The organism is Aquimarina atlantica, assembly GCF_000626715.1.
Lineage (GTDB): Bacteria > Bacteroidota > Bacteroidia > Flavobacteriales > Flavobacteriaceae > Aquimarina > Aquimarina atlantica.
In genome coordinates, this window is sequence record NZ_AQRA01000009.1 from 78,591 (window position 1) to 92,842 (window position 14,252).

16 protein-coding genes are annotated in these 14,252 nt (G+C 32.7%); 4 read left to right on the forward strand and 12 right to left on the reverse strand.

Annotated features, from left to right (window positions below; translation table 11 throughout):
* The first annotated feature begins 136 nt into the window (after positions 1-136).
* The gene (locus ATO12_RS19750) at positions 137-886 is read left to right on the forward strand and encodes a DUF6503 family protein (RefSeq protein ID WP_034245515.1); all 750 of its coding nucleotides are present in this window, start codon (positions 137-139) and stop codon (positions 884-886) included.
* Here ATO12_RS19750 and ATO12_RS19755 read toward each other — a convergent pair.
* The 6 genes from ATO12_RS19755 to clpB form a co-directional block, all read right to left on the reverse strand.
* Positions 883-1,395, reverse strand: coding sequence for a SixA phosphatase family protein (locus ATO12_RS19755; RefSeq protein WP_034245519.1), 513 nt, complete (start codon positions 1,393-1,395; stop codon positions 883-885). The genes ATO12_RS19750 and ATO12_RS19755 overlap by 4 nt on opposite strands.
* 164 nt (positions 1,396-1,559) lie before the next feature.
* Positions 1,560-1,685 (reverse strand): hypothetical protein, encoded by a 126-nt coding sequence (locus ATO12_RS26605; RefSeq protein WP_255409709.1) that lies wholly within the window; start codon positions 1,683-1,685, stop codon positions 1,560-1,562.
* Between the two features lie 55 nt (positions 1,686-1,740).
* Positions 1,741-2,223, reverse strand: coding sequence for an acyl-CoA thioesterase (locus tag ATO12_RS19760; protein ID WP_034245522.1), 483 nt, complete (start codon positions 2,221-2,223; stop codon positions 1,741-1,743).
* Positions 2,224-2,278: 55 nt separating this feature from the next.
* Positions 2,279-2,875, reverse strand: coding sequence for a TetR/AcrR family transcriptional regulator (locus ATO12_RS19765; RefSeq protein WP_034245525.1), 597 nt, complete (start codon positions 2,873-2,875; stop codon positions 2,279-2,281).
* A 115-nt stretch (positions 2,876-2,990) separates the two neighbouring features.
* Entirely contained in the window at positions 2,991-3,638 is a 648-nt protein-coding gene (locus tag ATO12_RS19770; protein ID WP_034245529.1) for a hypothetical protein, read from the reverse strand.
* Between the two features lie 214 nt (positions 3,639-3,852).
* On the reverse strand, positions 3,853-6,453 hold the full coding sequence (clpB, locus tag ATO12_RS19775) for an ATP-dependent chaperone ClpB (RefSeq protein WP_034245532.1): 2,601 nt from the start codon (positions 6,451-6,453) through the stop codon (positions 3,853-3,855).
* Between the two features lie 202 nt (positions 6,454-6,655).
* Between clpB and ytxJ the strand changes: the two genes are divergently transcribed.
* Positions 6,656-7,051 (forward strand): bacillithiol system redox-active protein YtxJ, encoded by a 396-nt coding sequence (gene ytxJ / locus ATO12_RS19780; RefSeq protein ID WP_034245537.1) that lies wholly within the window; start codon positions 6,656-6,658, stop codon positions 7,049-7,051.
* A gap of 2 nt (positions 7,052-7,053) precedes the next feature.
* Here ytxJ and ATO12_RS19785 read toward each other — a convergent pair whose 3' ends face one another.
* From ATO12_RS19785 to fahA, 5 genes are all read right to left on the reverse strand, one after another.
* The gene (locus tag ATO12_RS19785; RefSeq protein WP_240486156.1) at positions 7,054-7,473 is read right to left on the reverse strand and encodes a group III truncated hemoglobin; all 420 of its coding nucleotides are present in this window, start codon (positions 7,471-7,473) and stop codon (positions 7,054-7,056) included.
* A gap of 42 nt (positions 7,474-7,515) precedes the next feature.
* Positions 7,516-7,797 (reverse strand): hypothetical protein, encoded by a 282-nt coding sequence (locus ATO12_RS19790; protein ID WP_034245539.1) that lies wholly within the window; start codon positions 7,795-7,797, stop codon positions 7,516-7,518.
* A 91-nt stretch (positions 7,798-7,888) separates the two neighbouring features.
* Positions 7,889-8,488 (reverse strand): Crp/Fnr family transcriptional regulator, encoded by a 600-nt coding sequence (locus ATO12_RS19795; protein ID WP_034245541.1) that lies wholly within the window; start codon positions 8,486-8,488, stop codon positions 7,889-7,891.
* Positions 8,489-8,558: 70 nt separating this feature from the next.
* Positions 8,559-9,746: a hypothetical protein gene (locus tag ATO12_RS19800; RefSeq protein ID WP_034245544.1), complete on the reverse strand. Its 1,188-nt coding sequence runs from the start codon at positions 9,744-9,746 to the stop codon at positions 8,559-8,561.
* A 107-nt stretch (positions 9,747-9,853) separates the two neighbouring features.
* On the reverse strand, positions 9,854-11,134 hold the full coding sequence (gene fahA, locus ATO12_RS19805) for a fumarylacetoacetase (protein ID WP_034245546.1): 1,281 nt from the start codon (positions 11,132-11,134) through the stop codon (positions 9,854-9,856).
* A 342-nt stretch (positions 11,135-11,476) separates the two neighbouring features.
* Between fahA and glyA the strand changes: the two genes are divergently transcribed.
* Together glyA and ATO12_RS19815 are read left to right on the forward strand one after the other, a co-directional pair.
* Positions 11,477-12,751, forward strand: a complete 1,275-nt coding sequence (glyA, locus tag ATO12_RS19810; RefSeq protein ID WP_034245941.1) for a serine hydroxymethyltransferase — start codon at positions 11,477-11,479, stop codon at positions 12,749-12,751.
* Positions 12,752-12,913: 162 nt separating this feature from the next.
* Complete coding sequence (locus ATO12_RS19815; RefSeq protein ID WP_034245549.1) at positions 12,914-13,639, forward strand: hypothetical protein; 726 nt, start codon at positions 12,914-12,916, stop codon at positions 13,637-13,639.
* Positions 13,640-13,645: 6 nt separating this feature from the next.
* Here ATO12_RS19815 and ATO12_RS19820 read toward each other — a convergent pair whose 3' ends face one another.
* Complete coding sequence (locus ATO12_RS19820) at positions 13,646-14,251, reverse strand: carboxymuconolactone decarboxylase family protein (protein WP_034245551.1); 606 nt, start codon at positions 14,249-14,251, stop codon at positions 13,646-13,648.
* Position 14,252 lies beyond the last annotated feature (1 nt).

Sequence of the window (14,252 nt, forward strand, 5' to 3'; positions counted from 1 at the left end):
TTATATTTAGTAGAGTAAGTATAAAACTGGTTTTTCGTCTAAAAAAAACAATTAGTTGTATCTGTTATTTAGTTTAACAAAATTGTTACAATTATTGAAAAGAGAAAGGTTAATTTAGTTTTTTAAAGCGATTTTTATGCAACGTTATTTTATAGTATTAGTATTTGTTTTTTCTTCTGTCACTACTGTTTTTGCTCAGTTTTCTGCTCAGGAAATAGTAGATAAAACAATAGAAGAAGCTGGAGGAACCAATTATGATAGAGCCATTATACATTTCGTTTTTAGAGGGAAACAATATCGAAGTAAAAGGGGAGAAGGGATATATGAATTAGAGAGATTTGTAAAGGGGCCTAAAGGGATAACTCATGATGTGATAAGTAATACTGGTTTGAAAAGAACTATAGAAAATTGCCCGGTAGTAGTTGCAGATTCTTTGGTTACAAAAATAAGTGACGGAGTGAATTCTGTACATTATTTTGCTAGCCTTCCGTATGGACTTAATGCTCCGGCGGTGCATAAAAAACTAATGGGCGAATCGGTTATTAATGGATCTTCATATTACAAAATTAAAGTAACTTTTGATCAAGAAGGAGGAGGAACCGATTACGAGGATGAGTTTATGTACTGGATACACAAAGAGAACTATACTGTAGATTACCTGGCATATAAATATGCTGTAAACGGAGGAGGAATACGGTTTAGAGAAGCCTATAATCCAAGAAGTATAAACGGAATACGTTTTGTGGATTATAAAAATTATAAAACAGAAGACTTAACGACGCCACTATATAACCTTGACAAACTATTTGAAAAGAAGCAATTAAAATTACTTTCAAAAATAGAACTAGAAGATATTTATGTTTATATTGAAAGAGATTGTTGTTAGTTGATAGTGAGTACAGTATCGGTAATTATATCACCAGTAACTTTTATAATAAATAGTTTGCCATAGATTTTTTCATCAATAGCGCTATACTTTTCCTTACCAATAATTTTATTGACAAAAGCAGGTGTTGTATTACTGTGACCAACGACTACAACAGTTTTTCCTTTAGTTTTTTCCTGAAATTCGGTATCGTTTAAATTTCTGGGATTATATAAGATGAGTTCTAAATTTTTACTTTTGGCAATTGGTTCTGCTGTTTTTCTGGTTCTGATATAGTCTGTTGTATATACCATATCTACTGGTACATCAACAAGCATTTTTGCCCAATTCTCTGATCGTATTTTTCCAGCTTCGGTAAGGTCTGGATTACGATTACCAGGATCGCTAAGATCTTTTTCGGCATGTCTAACCAAGAAATATGTAGTAGTTACTTGTTGTTGAGGTGAATTACTTTGACAAGAACTAACCCAGGAAGAAAGAAAAATAAGTAAAATGAATATAGGTTTCATCTGTTTATGTTTATCGTTTAGATGCCAGATAAGACTTGATAATAGGTATTCTGGAAGTGCTGAAATTCTAGATTATACTTTAAGTCATGACATAAAACCAAATAATATCAGGTATAAAAATAGCTATTATAAAAATAATATTAACTTTTTTATACCTGATTCTATTATTCTAACATTCCCATTTGCCAAATAACGATACCCATGGATAGAATAGCAATGATAAAAAATCCTATATAAATATAGGAGCTTCTTCTTTTATTAGAAGAGCCTAAATCGCCAGAAGATTTCATATGGCCAGTTTTAAATGGTTACGTTCTATATTAAGACGAATAAAAAATGGAAATGTTACACTTTTTGTGGTTTTAATTGTAAAATTCTTTCTTCAAAACTAGTAGCAGATATGGGTTCTATTATGTTTTTAAATAGTTCCAGGAGTTCTTGATCGTGATTCCAGCGCTTTTGTTGTAATAAATTAAAGTGTACAAAAGAACTCCATAATACAGCCTTAAGCTCAGTTTTATCATGGTTCCACATTCTGATTTCTACATGCAATTGATTTTCTGTATATCGTATCAATTGAGAATCGATAACCACATTCTCCATAAGTAAGGCTGGTTTTAAATAAGCAATCTGGTTTGTGCCTACTACCCAGCTAATTCCTTGGTTTTTTGCTAGTTTAAAAATATCAAGGTTGTAGTATTGATCAATCTGATCTTCTCGTGCGTTGATCATATAATTAATATATGCAGCATTATTGAGATGGTTAAAAGGGTCACAATCCTGAAATCTTATTTTCGCTTTGCTTTCTGGTATTTTAGTTAATGTCATAATTTAATTTATTTTTATACCAATCGGTATATTTATGGTTAAAAAAAAATGATAATTATCGTTTAAGGTTTTTATGGATCATCATATCTATCTGATCCATGGTTTCAAGTAAATAGCTGTTATCTTCCATAGTATGGGTCATAAAAATAGCTCCCGTGATCATACTATATAATCGTTTTGCATATAACATCGAGTCTACTTCTTCTTTTATTTCTTTGCATTCTTTTCCGGCATCTATCAGTTTAGCGACATTGTTTTGGATTTTAGTGATTGCAGATTTTACGTGTTTAAAAAGAGAGGGAACCTGATATTTTGCATCAACCCCCATATTAAGTACAGGGCAACCGCCTACCTCCTGAGTAAAATTATAATAGTTTCGATAAAAGTCGGTAACCAAAAACAATTTCTCTAGAGGTGATTTGCTTAAAGATTGATGATCAGCTATACGGCCAATCATATTTCCTTCGGTCATCTTAAACGCAGCTATGGCTAATTCTTCTTTATTTTTAAAATTACCATAAATAGCACCTTTAGTGAGCCCGGTGGCTTTGGTGATATCACTCAAACTTGTTGCGGCATAGCCATTTTTGTTAAAAATGGGAGCAACGGTTTGAATTATAAATTCTGCTGTTTGTTCGGCTTTGGTAAGCATGTTTTACTAAAATGTATGATCAAATATACTAAAAAATACCAATCGGTATATTTTTTAACATAATGAATATTCTATTTTAACATATACAAAAACAAACTTAATAAAAAAGAAGTCTTTAGTTTTGGCGGATGTTGCTATAAATATGATCCAAAGGTTCTGTATTGGTAATACTTTTTGGAAGATTGCAAGCATCTTCTATATTCATTTTTTGAAAATCGAGTAAAAGGTCAAATTTTTCGAGAGCAACTTGAGCCTGGTCACATCCCACGTTGATGTTTCTAATATTGTTAGTTTTAATTTTTTTTGGATTACTACTCCTGTTTTCAAAATCTTTAAATTGACATTTTATAACATCTCTGTCTTTAAAATAAAAGCGTTCTTCAAGTGTTAATACAACATCTGCTAGTCTGCGCTTACCATAACGACTTTTTTCATAATCTTTATACCAAACTTTATGAATAGCATATTGAAAAAATAGTTGATTATCCCAAATATAAAATTCATCCCTAAATTTTACATGTCCTAAAGTATAGGTGTGTACGATATGTTTTAACTCTGTGCCGTTATAATAAAAGGTAAGCGACCCTTTTTCTGTTGATTCATTACAAGAATAGTCGGTATGGTGTTGTCTAAGCGTATTAGTATCTACTAATTCTCGGATTAATTGATATTTATTTCTAATATCAGATAAGGCTCCCTTTTTGCTTTGGCCCAGGGAGATGTGTGAAATTAATAGAAGTGCAAATAATATGGTTGGTCTCATTGAGGAAGCAATGTACTCAAAAACCTTGTTTTTTTCTTTATTTAGTTATTAACCATTGTAGGAATAATTTTGTTAATATCTACGGTAAAACCGTAATTCATGCTGTTCGACAAAATATAACATTGTTGATTTTTTTGTTTAAAACTAATAGAGCTATTGATTTTTTTAAAACCAATAGCTCTATTTTTAGGTGAATTTATTTTTATCTCTTCATTTAAGAAACCAAATTTTCCTGATTTCTAAATACTAGATTATCATCAAATTCATCGAGCAAAATTACACTTTCTGTAGAAATTTTACCTGCTAGAATTTCTTTTGATAGCTTATTTAAAACTTCTTTTTGAATTGTACGTTTCACTGGTCTAGCACCAAATTCTGGTTGAAAACCTCTTTCAGAAAGATAGGCTATAGCTTGTTCTGTAGCATCCAAAGTTATGTGTTGCTCTGCTAGCATTTTAGAAACGTGCTTTAACTGAAGCTTTACAATTTCATTGATATTAGCTTTGGTAAGCGGAGAAAACATAATGATATCATCTATTCTGTTTAAAAACTCAGGACGAACAGATTGTTTTAATAACCCTAATATTTCAACCTTGGCAGTCTCCATAGCGGTATCCATATCTTTGATAGCTTCGAATTTTTCTTGTATAATGTGACTACCCATATTGCTGGTCATGATAATGATAGTGTTTCTAAAATCAGCAACTCTACCTTTATTATCTGTTAAACGACCTTCATCTAACACTTGTAATAATACATTAAACGTATCTGGGTGCGCTTTTTCTATCTCATCGAGTAAGACTACAGAATATGGTTTTCTTCGAACAGCTTCGGTTAATTGGCCACCTTCATCGTATCCTACATATCCAGGAGGTGCTCCCATTAACCTGCTTACTGCATGACGTTCCTGATATTCGCTCATGTCTATTCGGGTCATAGCAGTTTCATCATTAAAGAGATATTCTGCCAGTGCTTTTGCTAATTCTGTTTTACCAACTCCGGTAGTACCTAGAAATAAGAATGATCCGATAGGCTTTTTTTGATCTTGCAAACCTGCACGACTTCTTCGTACAGCATCACTAACAGCTTGTATGGCTTCGGTTTGTCCAACTACACGTTTCTGTAATTCTTCTTCGAGTACCAATAATTTTTCACGTTCACTTTGCAGCATTTTGGTCACTGGTATTCCTGTCCATTTTGCTATTACTTCTGCAATATCATCATTGGTCACTTCTTCTTTAATAAGCGAAGATTTACTTTGTTGTTCGTTTAGTTGTTTTTGCAATTCATCCAGTCGTTCTTGAGCATCTTTTATTTTTCCATATCGTAGTTCGGCGACTTTTCCGTAATCTCCATTCCGCTCTGCACGTTCTGCTTCAAGTTTAAATTCTTCAATATCTGTTTTTGCATTTTGAATAGCGTCTACAACTTCTTTCTCACTTTGCCATTTTGAGAAAATCTCATTTCGTTCTTCTTTAATATTCGCAAGATCACCATTAAGCGCTTTTAGCTTAGTTTCGTCGTTTTCGCGTTTTATGGCTTCGATTTCGATTTCAAGTTGCATAATTCTTCTATCCAGTACATCAAGTTCTTCGGGTTTAGAATTAATTTCCATTCGAAGTTTAGAAGCAGCTTCATCCATTAAATCAATAGCCTTATCGGGTAAAAACCTATTTGTGATATAACGTTGTGACAATTCTACCGCAGCAATTATAGCTTCGTCTTTTATACGTACCTTATGGTGTGTTTCGTATTTTTCTTTAATTCCTCTAAGAATAGATATTGCACTTTCTGTATCTGGTTCGTCTACGGTAACTTTTTGAAAACGTCTTTCCAGAGCTTTATCTTTTTCAAAATACTTTTGATATTCATCCAGAGTTGTGGCTCCAATTGCACGAAGTTCTCCTCTTGCCAAAGCTGGTTTAAGGATATTTGCAGCATCCATAGCGCCTTGGCCACCACCCGCGCCTACAAGAGTATGGATTTCGTCGATAAATAATACGATGTCACCGTCGCTAGAAGTAACTTCTTTTACGACAGATTTAAGGCGTTCTTCAAATTCACCCTTAAATTTGGCACCAGCAATTAAAGCTCCCATATCCAAAGAAAAAATTTGTTTGTTCTTTAGATTTTCGGGGATATCTCCTGCAATAATTCGATGAGCTAATCCTTCGGCAATAGCAGTTTTACCTACCCCAGGTTCACCAACCAACATTGGATTATTTTTGGTACGACGAGAAAGGATTTGTAATATCCTTCGGATTTCTTCATCACGACCTATAACAGGATCTAATTTTCCGCTTTCTGCCATTTCGTTAAGATTCTTAGCATATTTGCTTAGCGCCTGGTAGGTCTCTTCGACATTTTGTGATGTTACTCGTTCGCCTTTTCTAATCTCATTAATAGCTTCGGTTAAATGTTTTTCTGTTACTCCCTGATCTTTTAAGATTTGCGAAATCTTACTTTTTGATTTAAAAATGGCAATCACCAGGTGTTCAATAGAAACATACTCGTCATTCATCTTTTTGGCAATAATACTTGCTTCATTCAATGATTTTCCTGCCTCTCTTGATAATTGTAATTCTCCGCCAGAAACTTTAGGAAAACTTTCTAGCGTACTATCAAGAACTTGTTGTAAAAGATTAATGTTTACATTCAACTTTTTTAGCAAAAAAGGAAGCACATTTTCGTCTACATTAAAAATAGCTTTAAAAATATGTTCGTTTTCTATTTGTTGATGTCCAAAACCTTGAGCAAGCTGTTGTGCTTGTTGTATGGCTTCTTGTGATTTTATAGTGAAATTATTAAAATTCATAGTCTCTTATTTTGAGTTTTCTAGTAGAGAATCAAATAATATTCCTACTTCAATAATGTGTCAAAATGTCTTGTTATCGCTTGATTTTGCTGACTTTTTGACGTAATGTAAAGTTACGAATTTTGTTACGACCAATATATGATTATAGTCAATTTTAAAAATCAATTGACTATGTTTGTGGTCATTCATATTAAAGAAAAAAATGGGAATATTTGGTAAATTATTTGGATCAGAAGAGAAGGAGTCTAAGCAAGAAAAACAGGCTTTGCCGTGGCAAGTGCTCAATTCTATTTCACAACTAGAAGAAATTGCAGAGGCATCAAAAACTAAAACGCAGGCTATTTTTAAGCATTCGACTCGTTGTGGTATTAGCAGAATGGTAATTCGTAATTTTGAAAGCAGTTTTGATGTTACAGAAGATCAAATAGATTTGTATTATCTTGATTTGTTGAATCACCGTGATGTATCTGCAGAGATAGCTGCAAAATTTCAGGTATTTCATGAGTCACCACAATTTATTGTTATTAGAAATGGTGTTACTGTGCATCATTCTTCACATAGTATGATTACACCTCAGGTATTGCATGAGTTTGTATAAATTTATTTGTTAGGAATCATTTTTTCTGAAGGTCTATCCTGAAACATTTTTACGAATAAGGTAGTACTCATTTTTCTTGCTCGGTTTTTGGCTAGGGTAGCGAGTTCACCTTCAAAAAGGTCATCTATCGTTGTGATCCATAGTTGTAACCATATCCCGAAATGTACATTTGTAATGCTATGATTAAATGTTCGATCTACTTGTTTATGAACTTCAATTGGGTTTCCTTTAAATTTTGAAACAAACAAGAGATTGGTTTCCCAAAAATCGGTTAGTCTATCTAAATGTTTGTCCCAATCTTTTATCATATAATTAAAAATGGGACCTAAATGCTCTTCTTTTTTGATTTTTTTATAAAATGTAGAAACCAACATTGCTACATCATCTCTATTTTTAATATCATTTTTGCGCATCACTTTCATTTACTTTCTTATTATAAGAAGTCGTGTAGTTTCTTATTCAAATTAATAAAAGGCGATATTAAGCAATACTAAAAGCGTATTAATTACAAGACTTGCAATTAATAGATTGAATACAAATTTAGCTTTCATTTGGGCTAGAATAGATGCATTAAATGCCATACAAACAATTACACACAGTGATAGTTGAACAACTTGCGAAAGAGATCTTTCCTGCATAAGGATATACATTGCTGCAACAGATCCTAAACAACTGGAAAGAATAATCATTAATGGAATATATGCCATATACATTTCCTTAAAATCCTTTAATAACTTCGAATACATAACAATTATTTTTAGTGTTATTCAAAGGTATTTCAGAGAAGTGTCGTGGTTTTATGATCTTAATCATAAAAAAGTAAATCGAAGGTGAAAATTATCGATATACTTTCCTGTCTTTTATAAAGAGTTCTCCTTTTTGCTCTAGTTTTTTAATGCTTCGTATAACGGTTTCTACACGTAATCCAGTTAGATCGGCAAGTTGTTGCCTGGTTAGTTCTACTTTGTAAGTATTTGATTCTAATGTGTTTGGGTTGCTGTTTTTTTTGAAGTAATCAAGAATTCTAAGAATACGATGTTCTGGCTCTTGAGTAGATATTTCAGAGACCATGATTGCTTTGTAATATAACCGCAAGGCTAGTGTACTGGTGAATTTATGATGAATGTCAGGATTTTCTTCTAAAAGCTTTAAGAACTTTTCTTTTGGTAATTGCCAAACTTCAGAATCTACAATAGCTTCTGCATTGGCAGGATATTTAAAATCAGCAAATAAAGGAGGTTCACCAAAACTTTTTTCTTTAGTAAAAATACCTTGTATGTATTCTTTCCCTTCCTGGTTATAATTATTCATTTTAATCTCTCCCTGGTGTACCTGATAATAATATCTGGCGATAGAACCTTCTCTAAAAAGAAACTCTCCCCGCTTATATTTTTTTAGTACCGCCCCCGAATTAAGTAAACTTGTGTGATCGATCATACTTACAATTCTCTATTATATAGTGTCGATCTATTACGATCATATAACATTGTAATTATAGTGTAATGTATTATTTAAAACGATAATTAGTAATGATATTCTTTAATTTATTTTTTAAATCTTCTCCAGAATCGTATACCATCTGTTCATTAGAAGGGAATGGTACTGATTTTAACCCTAAATATCCTAACAAACCATCTTCCAAAGCTCGTTTATCTCCATTGTAATTTGCATAAATATGTTGAAAAATGTATTCGCTTGCAATAGGAAAAGCATCTAGGAGTTGTCTAGTTCTTAAATCTCGATATTGAACATTACCCACAACATTGGTAGCTTTAAACTGTGTAAACTCATAATACTCACAATGTACTTTTACCATTCTGTCTACTTTCACCTTTTCACCTTTATCATCAATTACGATTTCGTCATTTTCATCAAGTAGATACTCCCAACCATCTTTAATCAACTTTTCTTTTTGTAATTGACGCTCCTTAACTTGTTCTGGGGATATATTAATTTCTCTTAATTCTACTTCCATAGCATAATCATATGGGATAGATTTTTGAGGCTGACTGTGATATACTGTCCATAGATCATTAAGACCATATGTGCCAAAATTGAGTAAGTCACTTTCTAATCTCTTAGGGATAATAACATTGGTTCTATTCTTCATAGTCACTTTTACAAAATCAGTCCCTTTTTGGTGAGCTTCATCAATCATCTCTCGCGTATTCTTATAGTTAGGAGTGATTTTATCCAGGTAATTCAAATCTTCATATACTGCTCTAAAATCTGATTTTCTTTTGGCAGAGGTTAATAAAGCTTTGGCATTATTAAATAAATATTGAGAAAGCTTTTCTTTTGTATTTATAATCTTTTGGTCATAGTTATGTAGTATAAAGTTAGCATTACGACCTTCTTCAACAAGATATAACGGTAACAGTGGTTTTATACGTTCTTGTCTATTCTTGAGTGACAAGTATGTATTATAAATACGCTCTAGGTTTGCAGGATTTCCTTCTTTTTCTAAGTAAGCAATAGCGTCGTTATCTCGATCAAGAGCTTTTGCATATGCCTGCTCAAGCATTAAGATAATAGGTTGTTTTCCTTTTTTTTCTTTGTTTGTCCTAAGCTTGTTTAAAGCAATATTTATGGCTTGATCATAATTTCCTGTGTTAAGTGCCTTTTCAGTTTTCTTAACACTGCTACATGAAAAAATAATTGTAGTTGTAAGTAGTAGGAGTAATAGTTTTTTCATATCAATAATATTTTGATTTGGGTATTGAAAACAACTTTGATGCCAAAAGATAATAAAAAAACCTCGAAAATTATTTTTCCGAGGTTATATAATGGTTTGTAGCTTCTTTATTTTTTAAACACGGGGAGTAACTTGGTAGAGACTTCACCAAATCCAATTCGAACTCCATCTTTTTCGCAATACCCTCTCATGATCACTGTATCATTATCGTCAATAAATTTACGACTGCCTCCTTCATTAAGTTGTAAAGGTTTTTCTCCACGCCAGCTTAATTCTAACATTGATCCATATGAATCTGGTGTTGGCCCGGATAATGTTCCGCTACCCATAAGATCCCCAGAATTAACAGGACATCCATTTACTGTATGATGAGTAAGTTGTTGTGCCATTGTCCAGTACATATGCTTAAAATTACTTTTAGAAACTACAGTTTCTACTGCTTTTTCTGGTTGAATGGCAACTTCTAGATTGATGTCAAAACTCTTTTTTCCTTTATATTGAAGGTAAGGTAGTTGTTCTTTTAAAGGTTTAGGTCCGTCTGTTCTATAAGGTTCTAAGGCATCAAGAGTCACAATCCATGGGGATATAGATGAAGCAAAGTTTTTACCCAAAAATGGACCTAGCGGCACATATTCCCATTTCTGAATATCTCTTGCGCTCCAGTCATTAAACAATACCATCCCAAATATATAATCTTCGGCTTCTTCTATAGGAATTGGTTCTCCTAATTGGTTAGCATCGGTAGTAATAAAAGCCATTTCGAGTTCGAAATCAACTAATCTCGAAGGGCCAAAAATGGGTTCTTTAGCGCCATTGGTTAGTTTTTGACCTTGTGGTCGGTGTATTGGGATACCAGAAGGAATAATCGAACTGCTGCGACCGTGATATCCAACAGGCATATGTAGCCAATTAGGAAGCAAAGCATTCTCGGGATCTCTAAACATTTTTCCTACGTTAGTTGCATGTTCGATACTACTATAAAAATCAGTATAATCTCCAATCCTAACAGGTAATTGCATTTCGATTTCATCTAGAGAGAACAAAACCTCTTGCCTGTGTTTTTCATTATTTTTTAAGGAATTGTTTTTGGCATCAAAAATTTCAGCAATTCTATTACGAACTAATCTCCATGTCTTTTTACCATCAGAAATAAAATCATTTAAAGAATCCTGTAAAAAAATATCATCTGTTAATGGGATTCCATCAAAATAACCGAGTTGATGTAGTGCTCCCAGGTCAATAGCAGTATCACCAATTCTGGTTCCTATAGTAATAATATCATCTCGGGTAAGAAATACGCCAAAAGGAATATTTTGTATAGGAAAATCCGTATTAGGAAATGTTTCAATCCATGTCTTTCTATCTGGATAATTTGCAGTTATGGGCATTATTGTTCTTTTATAGGTTGTTGGTAATTTTTATGATCAAATATATAATTTTCGAATGGTTATAAGTTTTTAATTATGTGAAAAATAATTAAAATAATGATAAGATATGTTATTAATAGTACAATACCAAGGTTAGATTACTTATTTGTTGTGTTTTTTGAAACCCAGAAATGTTTTACTTCATAATATTTGATGGGTATTAATGCAAAATTATCAGTGATTTATGGTAGGAAACATGAATTTAAAAAAAGAACAAGATGTTCTTATTTATTAGAAGCTATTTACATCGATTTAAGGAATGGATTTCCTATTTTTACGCCTTTATTAACAAATAATCAATTCATGCAACGCGACGAACAAATTTTTGATTTAATTCAGGACGAAAAAGAACGTCAAATCAACGGATTAGAACTTATTGCTTCAGAAAACTTTGTGAGTGAACAAGTAATGGAAGCTGCTGGGTCTGTACTGACTAATAAATATGCCGAAGGATATCCAGGCAAACGCTATTATGGGGGATGTGCCGTAGTAGACGTTATAGAACAGATTGCTATTGATAGAGCTAAAGAATTGTTTGGCGCAGCATATGCTAATGTGCAACCTCATTCTGGTTCACAAGCTAATACAGCAGTATATCATGCATGTCTTAAACCAGGTGATAAAATATTAGGTTTTGATCTTTCTCATGGAGGACATTTGACTCATGGCTCACCAGTTAACTTTTCTGGTAAGTTATATAATCCTGTTTTTTATGGAGTAGAGAAGGAAACTGGAAGGTTAAATTATGATAAGATTCAGGAAATCGCTACAGCAGAAAAACCACAGTTGATTATTGCAGGAGCTTCTGCTTATTCGCGAGAGATTGATTATAAAAGATTTAGAGAGATAGCAGATAGTGTAGGAGCCATTCTTTTTGCAGATATTGCTCATCCTGCCGGGTTAATTGCTAAAGGAATAATCTCTGATCCTGTACCACATTGCCATGTAGTGACTACGACAACTCATAAAACACTACGAGGACCACGAGGAGGCCTTATTTTGATGGGAGAAGATTTTGAAAACCCATTTGGAATTACCTTAAAAAATGGTAAAAAACGAATGATGTCCTCAATATTTGATAGTGCTGTATTTCCTGGTAATCAAGGAGGACCATTAGAGCATATTATTGCGGCAAAGGCAATCGCATTTGGAGAAGCGCTAACAGATGAGTTTTTGCATTATATCGTACAGGTAAAGAAAAATGCAGCAGTTATGGCCGAAGCATTTGTGAAGAAAGGATATGAAGTCATTTCTGGAGGTACCGATAATCATATGATGCTAATCGATTTACGAAATAAAGGAGTGACAGGTAAACAGGCAGAAGAGGCATTGGGTGTTGCAGAAATTACGGTAAATAAAAATATGGTTCCGTTTGATGATAAGTCCCCTTTTGTAACATCAGGAATTCGCATTGGTGTAGCAGCAGTTACTACTCGAGGATTAAGAGAAGATGATATGATCGCTATTGTAGAATTGATCGATCAGGTAATCCAAAATGTTGAAAATGAAGAAAAACTACATGCGATAGCAGATGATGTAAATGCAATGATGGCAGATAAGCCTTTATTTGTGGGATAATTCTTTATTAAATTGGTTTTAACTCAGTTTTTTGTAATATCAAAAAAAGTGTAAACCAGTTTGTTTCAAATACAAGATTAAAAGAAAGTGTACTGCCATGCTATATGACAGTGCACTTTTTGATTATATTGTTATCATAAAACTTTTATTTACCGAATTATCATGTATATACGTCATGTCCAGATTTTATTCTATGTATTACTTACATTATCTGGTTGTAGTAATCTAACGTCCAAACCATCAGAAGAAAGTGAACAAAAGGAAAACGTAGAAAAGGAGATTGAAGGTGTTGAAAAAATAAAAGATACCCTAAATATTCGTGAAACTCCAAGTATAGAAGGACGTTATGATCTTGTAGATGGATATGCTTTTTTTCGGGATACCGTACATAATCATCCTGTATATAAGGCTATATTGCTGGTAGAAAGAATTTCGGATCAAGATTTTGGTTTTATTATAGTAAGAAAAGTACATGGGCTTAGTCCTGTTGGGGAGTATGGAATTTTATCGTACCATAAGGATCGGTTTTATATGAAAAATATAGACTATACAAACAAAAGAATATATTATACAAATGGTATGGATATAAAAATTAAGGATAGTTTATTGCATACTATTAGATATGTTTCAAATGCGACAGAATATGATATCTGGAAAAAATCTGATCCAAAGTCAAATGTTTATGTATCTCTTCGTAAAACATTACAGAGAGAAAAAGAAGAGTATGCTAATTTTTATAACAAGATATCTAATGATCCCGAGTTAACAGGAAGAGAAGAGTTTATTTATTATGAATCGGGAAAACGATATATCAAAAATGATTCTATATTTCAAAAGAAATGGAAACATTATACTACTAACAATTCTTATGGTCTTAAAAACAGGTAATAATATTCAGGAATGACTCCAGTTCTGGGCGTCATCACTATCATTAGGTGAAAGCCCAATAATATCTCCATCAGTATTAACTCCTAAACCAACTACGGTCCTGTTTACATAATTAAAATAACTTACCACCTGGTTGATTTCTAGAATCTCACCATCAGATAAATTTTGATCCCTAAGATTATGAATATCTGATTCGGTAATAGTATGATGGGATAACGTTAACTTCTTAGCATATTGAAGACCTGCCAAATATTGATATTTAAAATGATTTTGCAATTCATCTTTGGATAAGCAGGATAAAATTTCCTGAAATTTGGTATCATCATTCAATAGCCGTTTTAATCCAGCCGAGTGATGATCTACACAATAGCTACATTGATTAAGACTACTTACATATACACCAAGAGTCTCTAAGTACCATTTGGGCAATGTATTATTAGAGTTGTGTAATACATTTTTATATAAACCCATATGACCTACCAGAGTATGTGGTCGTAAACTATGTATAGATAATACATTATCTACGTTATTATCCGGGCCTTTAATACGGTCATAGATTTTTTTTAATTGACCAGTTGCATCGGTATATGATATTTCTTTAATCCAACTCATT

Excerpts from the sequence above, each read along its gene's own strand:
- ATO12_RS19750 (WP_034245515.1), top strand. The coding sequence starts at position 137 with ATGCAACGTTATTTTATAGTATTAGTATTTGTTTTTTCTTCTGTCACT.
- ATO12_RS19755 (WP_034245519.1), bottom strand. The coding sequence starts at position 1,395 with ATGAAACCTATATTCATTTTACTTATTTTTCTTTCTTCCTGGGTTAGT.
- ATO12_RS26605 (WP_255409709.1), bottom strand. The coding sequence starts at position 1,685 with ATGAAATCTTCTGGCGATTTAGGCTCTTCTAATAAAAGAAGAAGCTCC.
- ATO12_RS19760 (WP_034245522.1), bottom strand. The coding sequence starts at position 2,223 with ATGACATTAACTAAAATACCAGAAAGCAAAGCGAAAATAAGATTTCAG.
- ATO12_RS19765 (WP_034245525.1), bottom strand. The coding sequence starts at position 2,875 with ATGCTTACCAAAGCCGAACAAACAGCAGAATTTATAATTCAAACCGTT.
- ATO12_RS19770 (WP_034245529.1), bottom strand. The coding sequence starts at position 3,638 with ATGAGACCAACCATATTATTTGCACTTCTATTAATTTCACACATCTCC.
- clpB (WP_034245532.1), bottom strand. The coding sequence starts at position 6,453 with ATGAATTTTAATAATTTCACTATAAAATCACAAGAAGCCATACAACAA.
- ytxJ (WP_034245537.1), top strand. The coding sequence starts at position 6,656 with ATGGGAATATTTGGTAAATTATTTGGATCAGAAGAGAAGGAGTCTAAG.
- ATO12_RS19785 (WP_240486156.1), bottom strand. The coding sequence starts at position 7,473 with ATGAAAGTGATGCGCAAAAATGATATTAAAAATAGAGATGATGTAGCA.
- ATO12_RS19790 (WP_034245539.1), bottom strand. The coding sequence starts at position 7,797 with ATGTATTCGAAGTTATTAAAGGATTTTAAGGAAATGTATATGGCATAT.
- ATO12_RS19795 (WP_034245541.1), bottom strand. The coding sequence starts at position 8,488 with ATGATCGATCACACAAGTTTACTTAATTCGGGGGCGGTACTAAAAAAA.
- ATO12_RS19800 (WP_034245544.1), bottom strand. The coding sequence starts at position 9,746 with ATGAAAAAACTATTACTCCTACTACTTACAACTACAATTATTTTTTCA.
- fahA (WP_034245546.1), bottom strand. The coding sequence starts at position 11,134 with ATGCCCATAACTGCAAATTATCCAGATAGAAAGACATGGATTGAAACA.
- glyA (WP_034245941.1), top strand. The coding sequence starts at position 11,477 with ATGCAACGCGACGAACAAATTTTTGATTTAATTCAGGACGAAAAAGAA.
- ATO12_RS19815 (WP_034245549.1), top strand. The coding sequence starts at position 12,914 with ATGTATATACGTCATGTCCAGATTTTATTCTATGTATTACTTACATTA.
- ATO12_RS19820 (WP_034245551.1), bottom strand. The coding sequence starts at position 14,251 with ATGAGTTGGATTAAAGAAATATCATATACCGATGCAACTGGTCAATTA.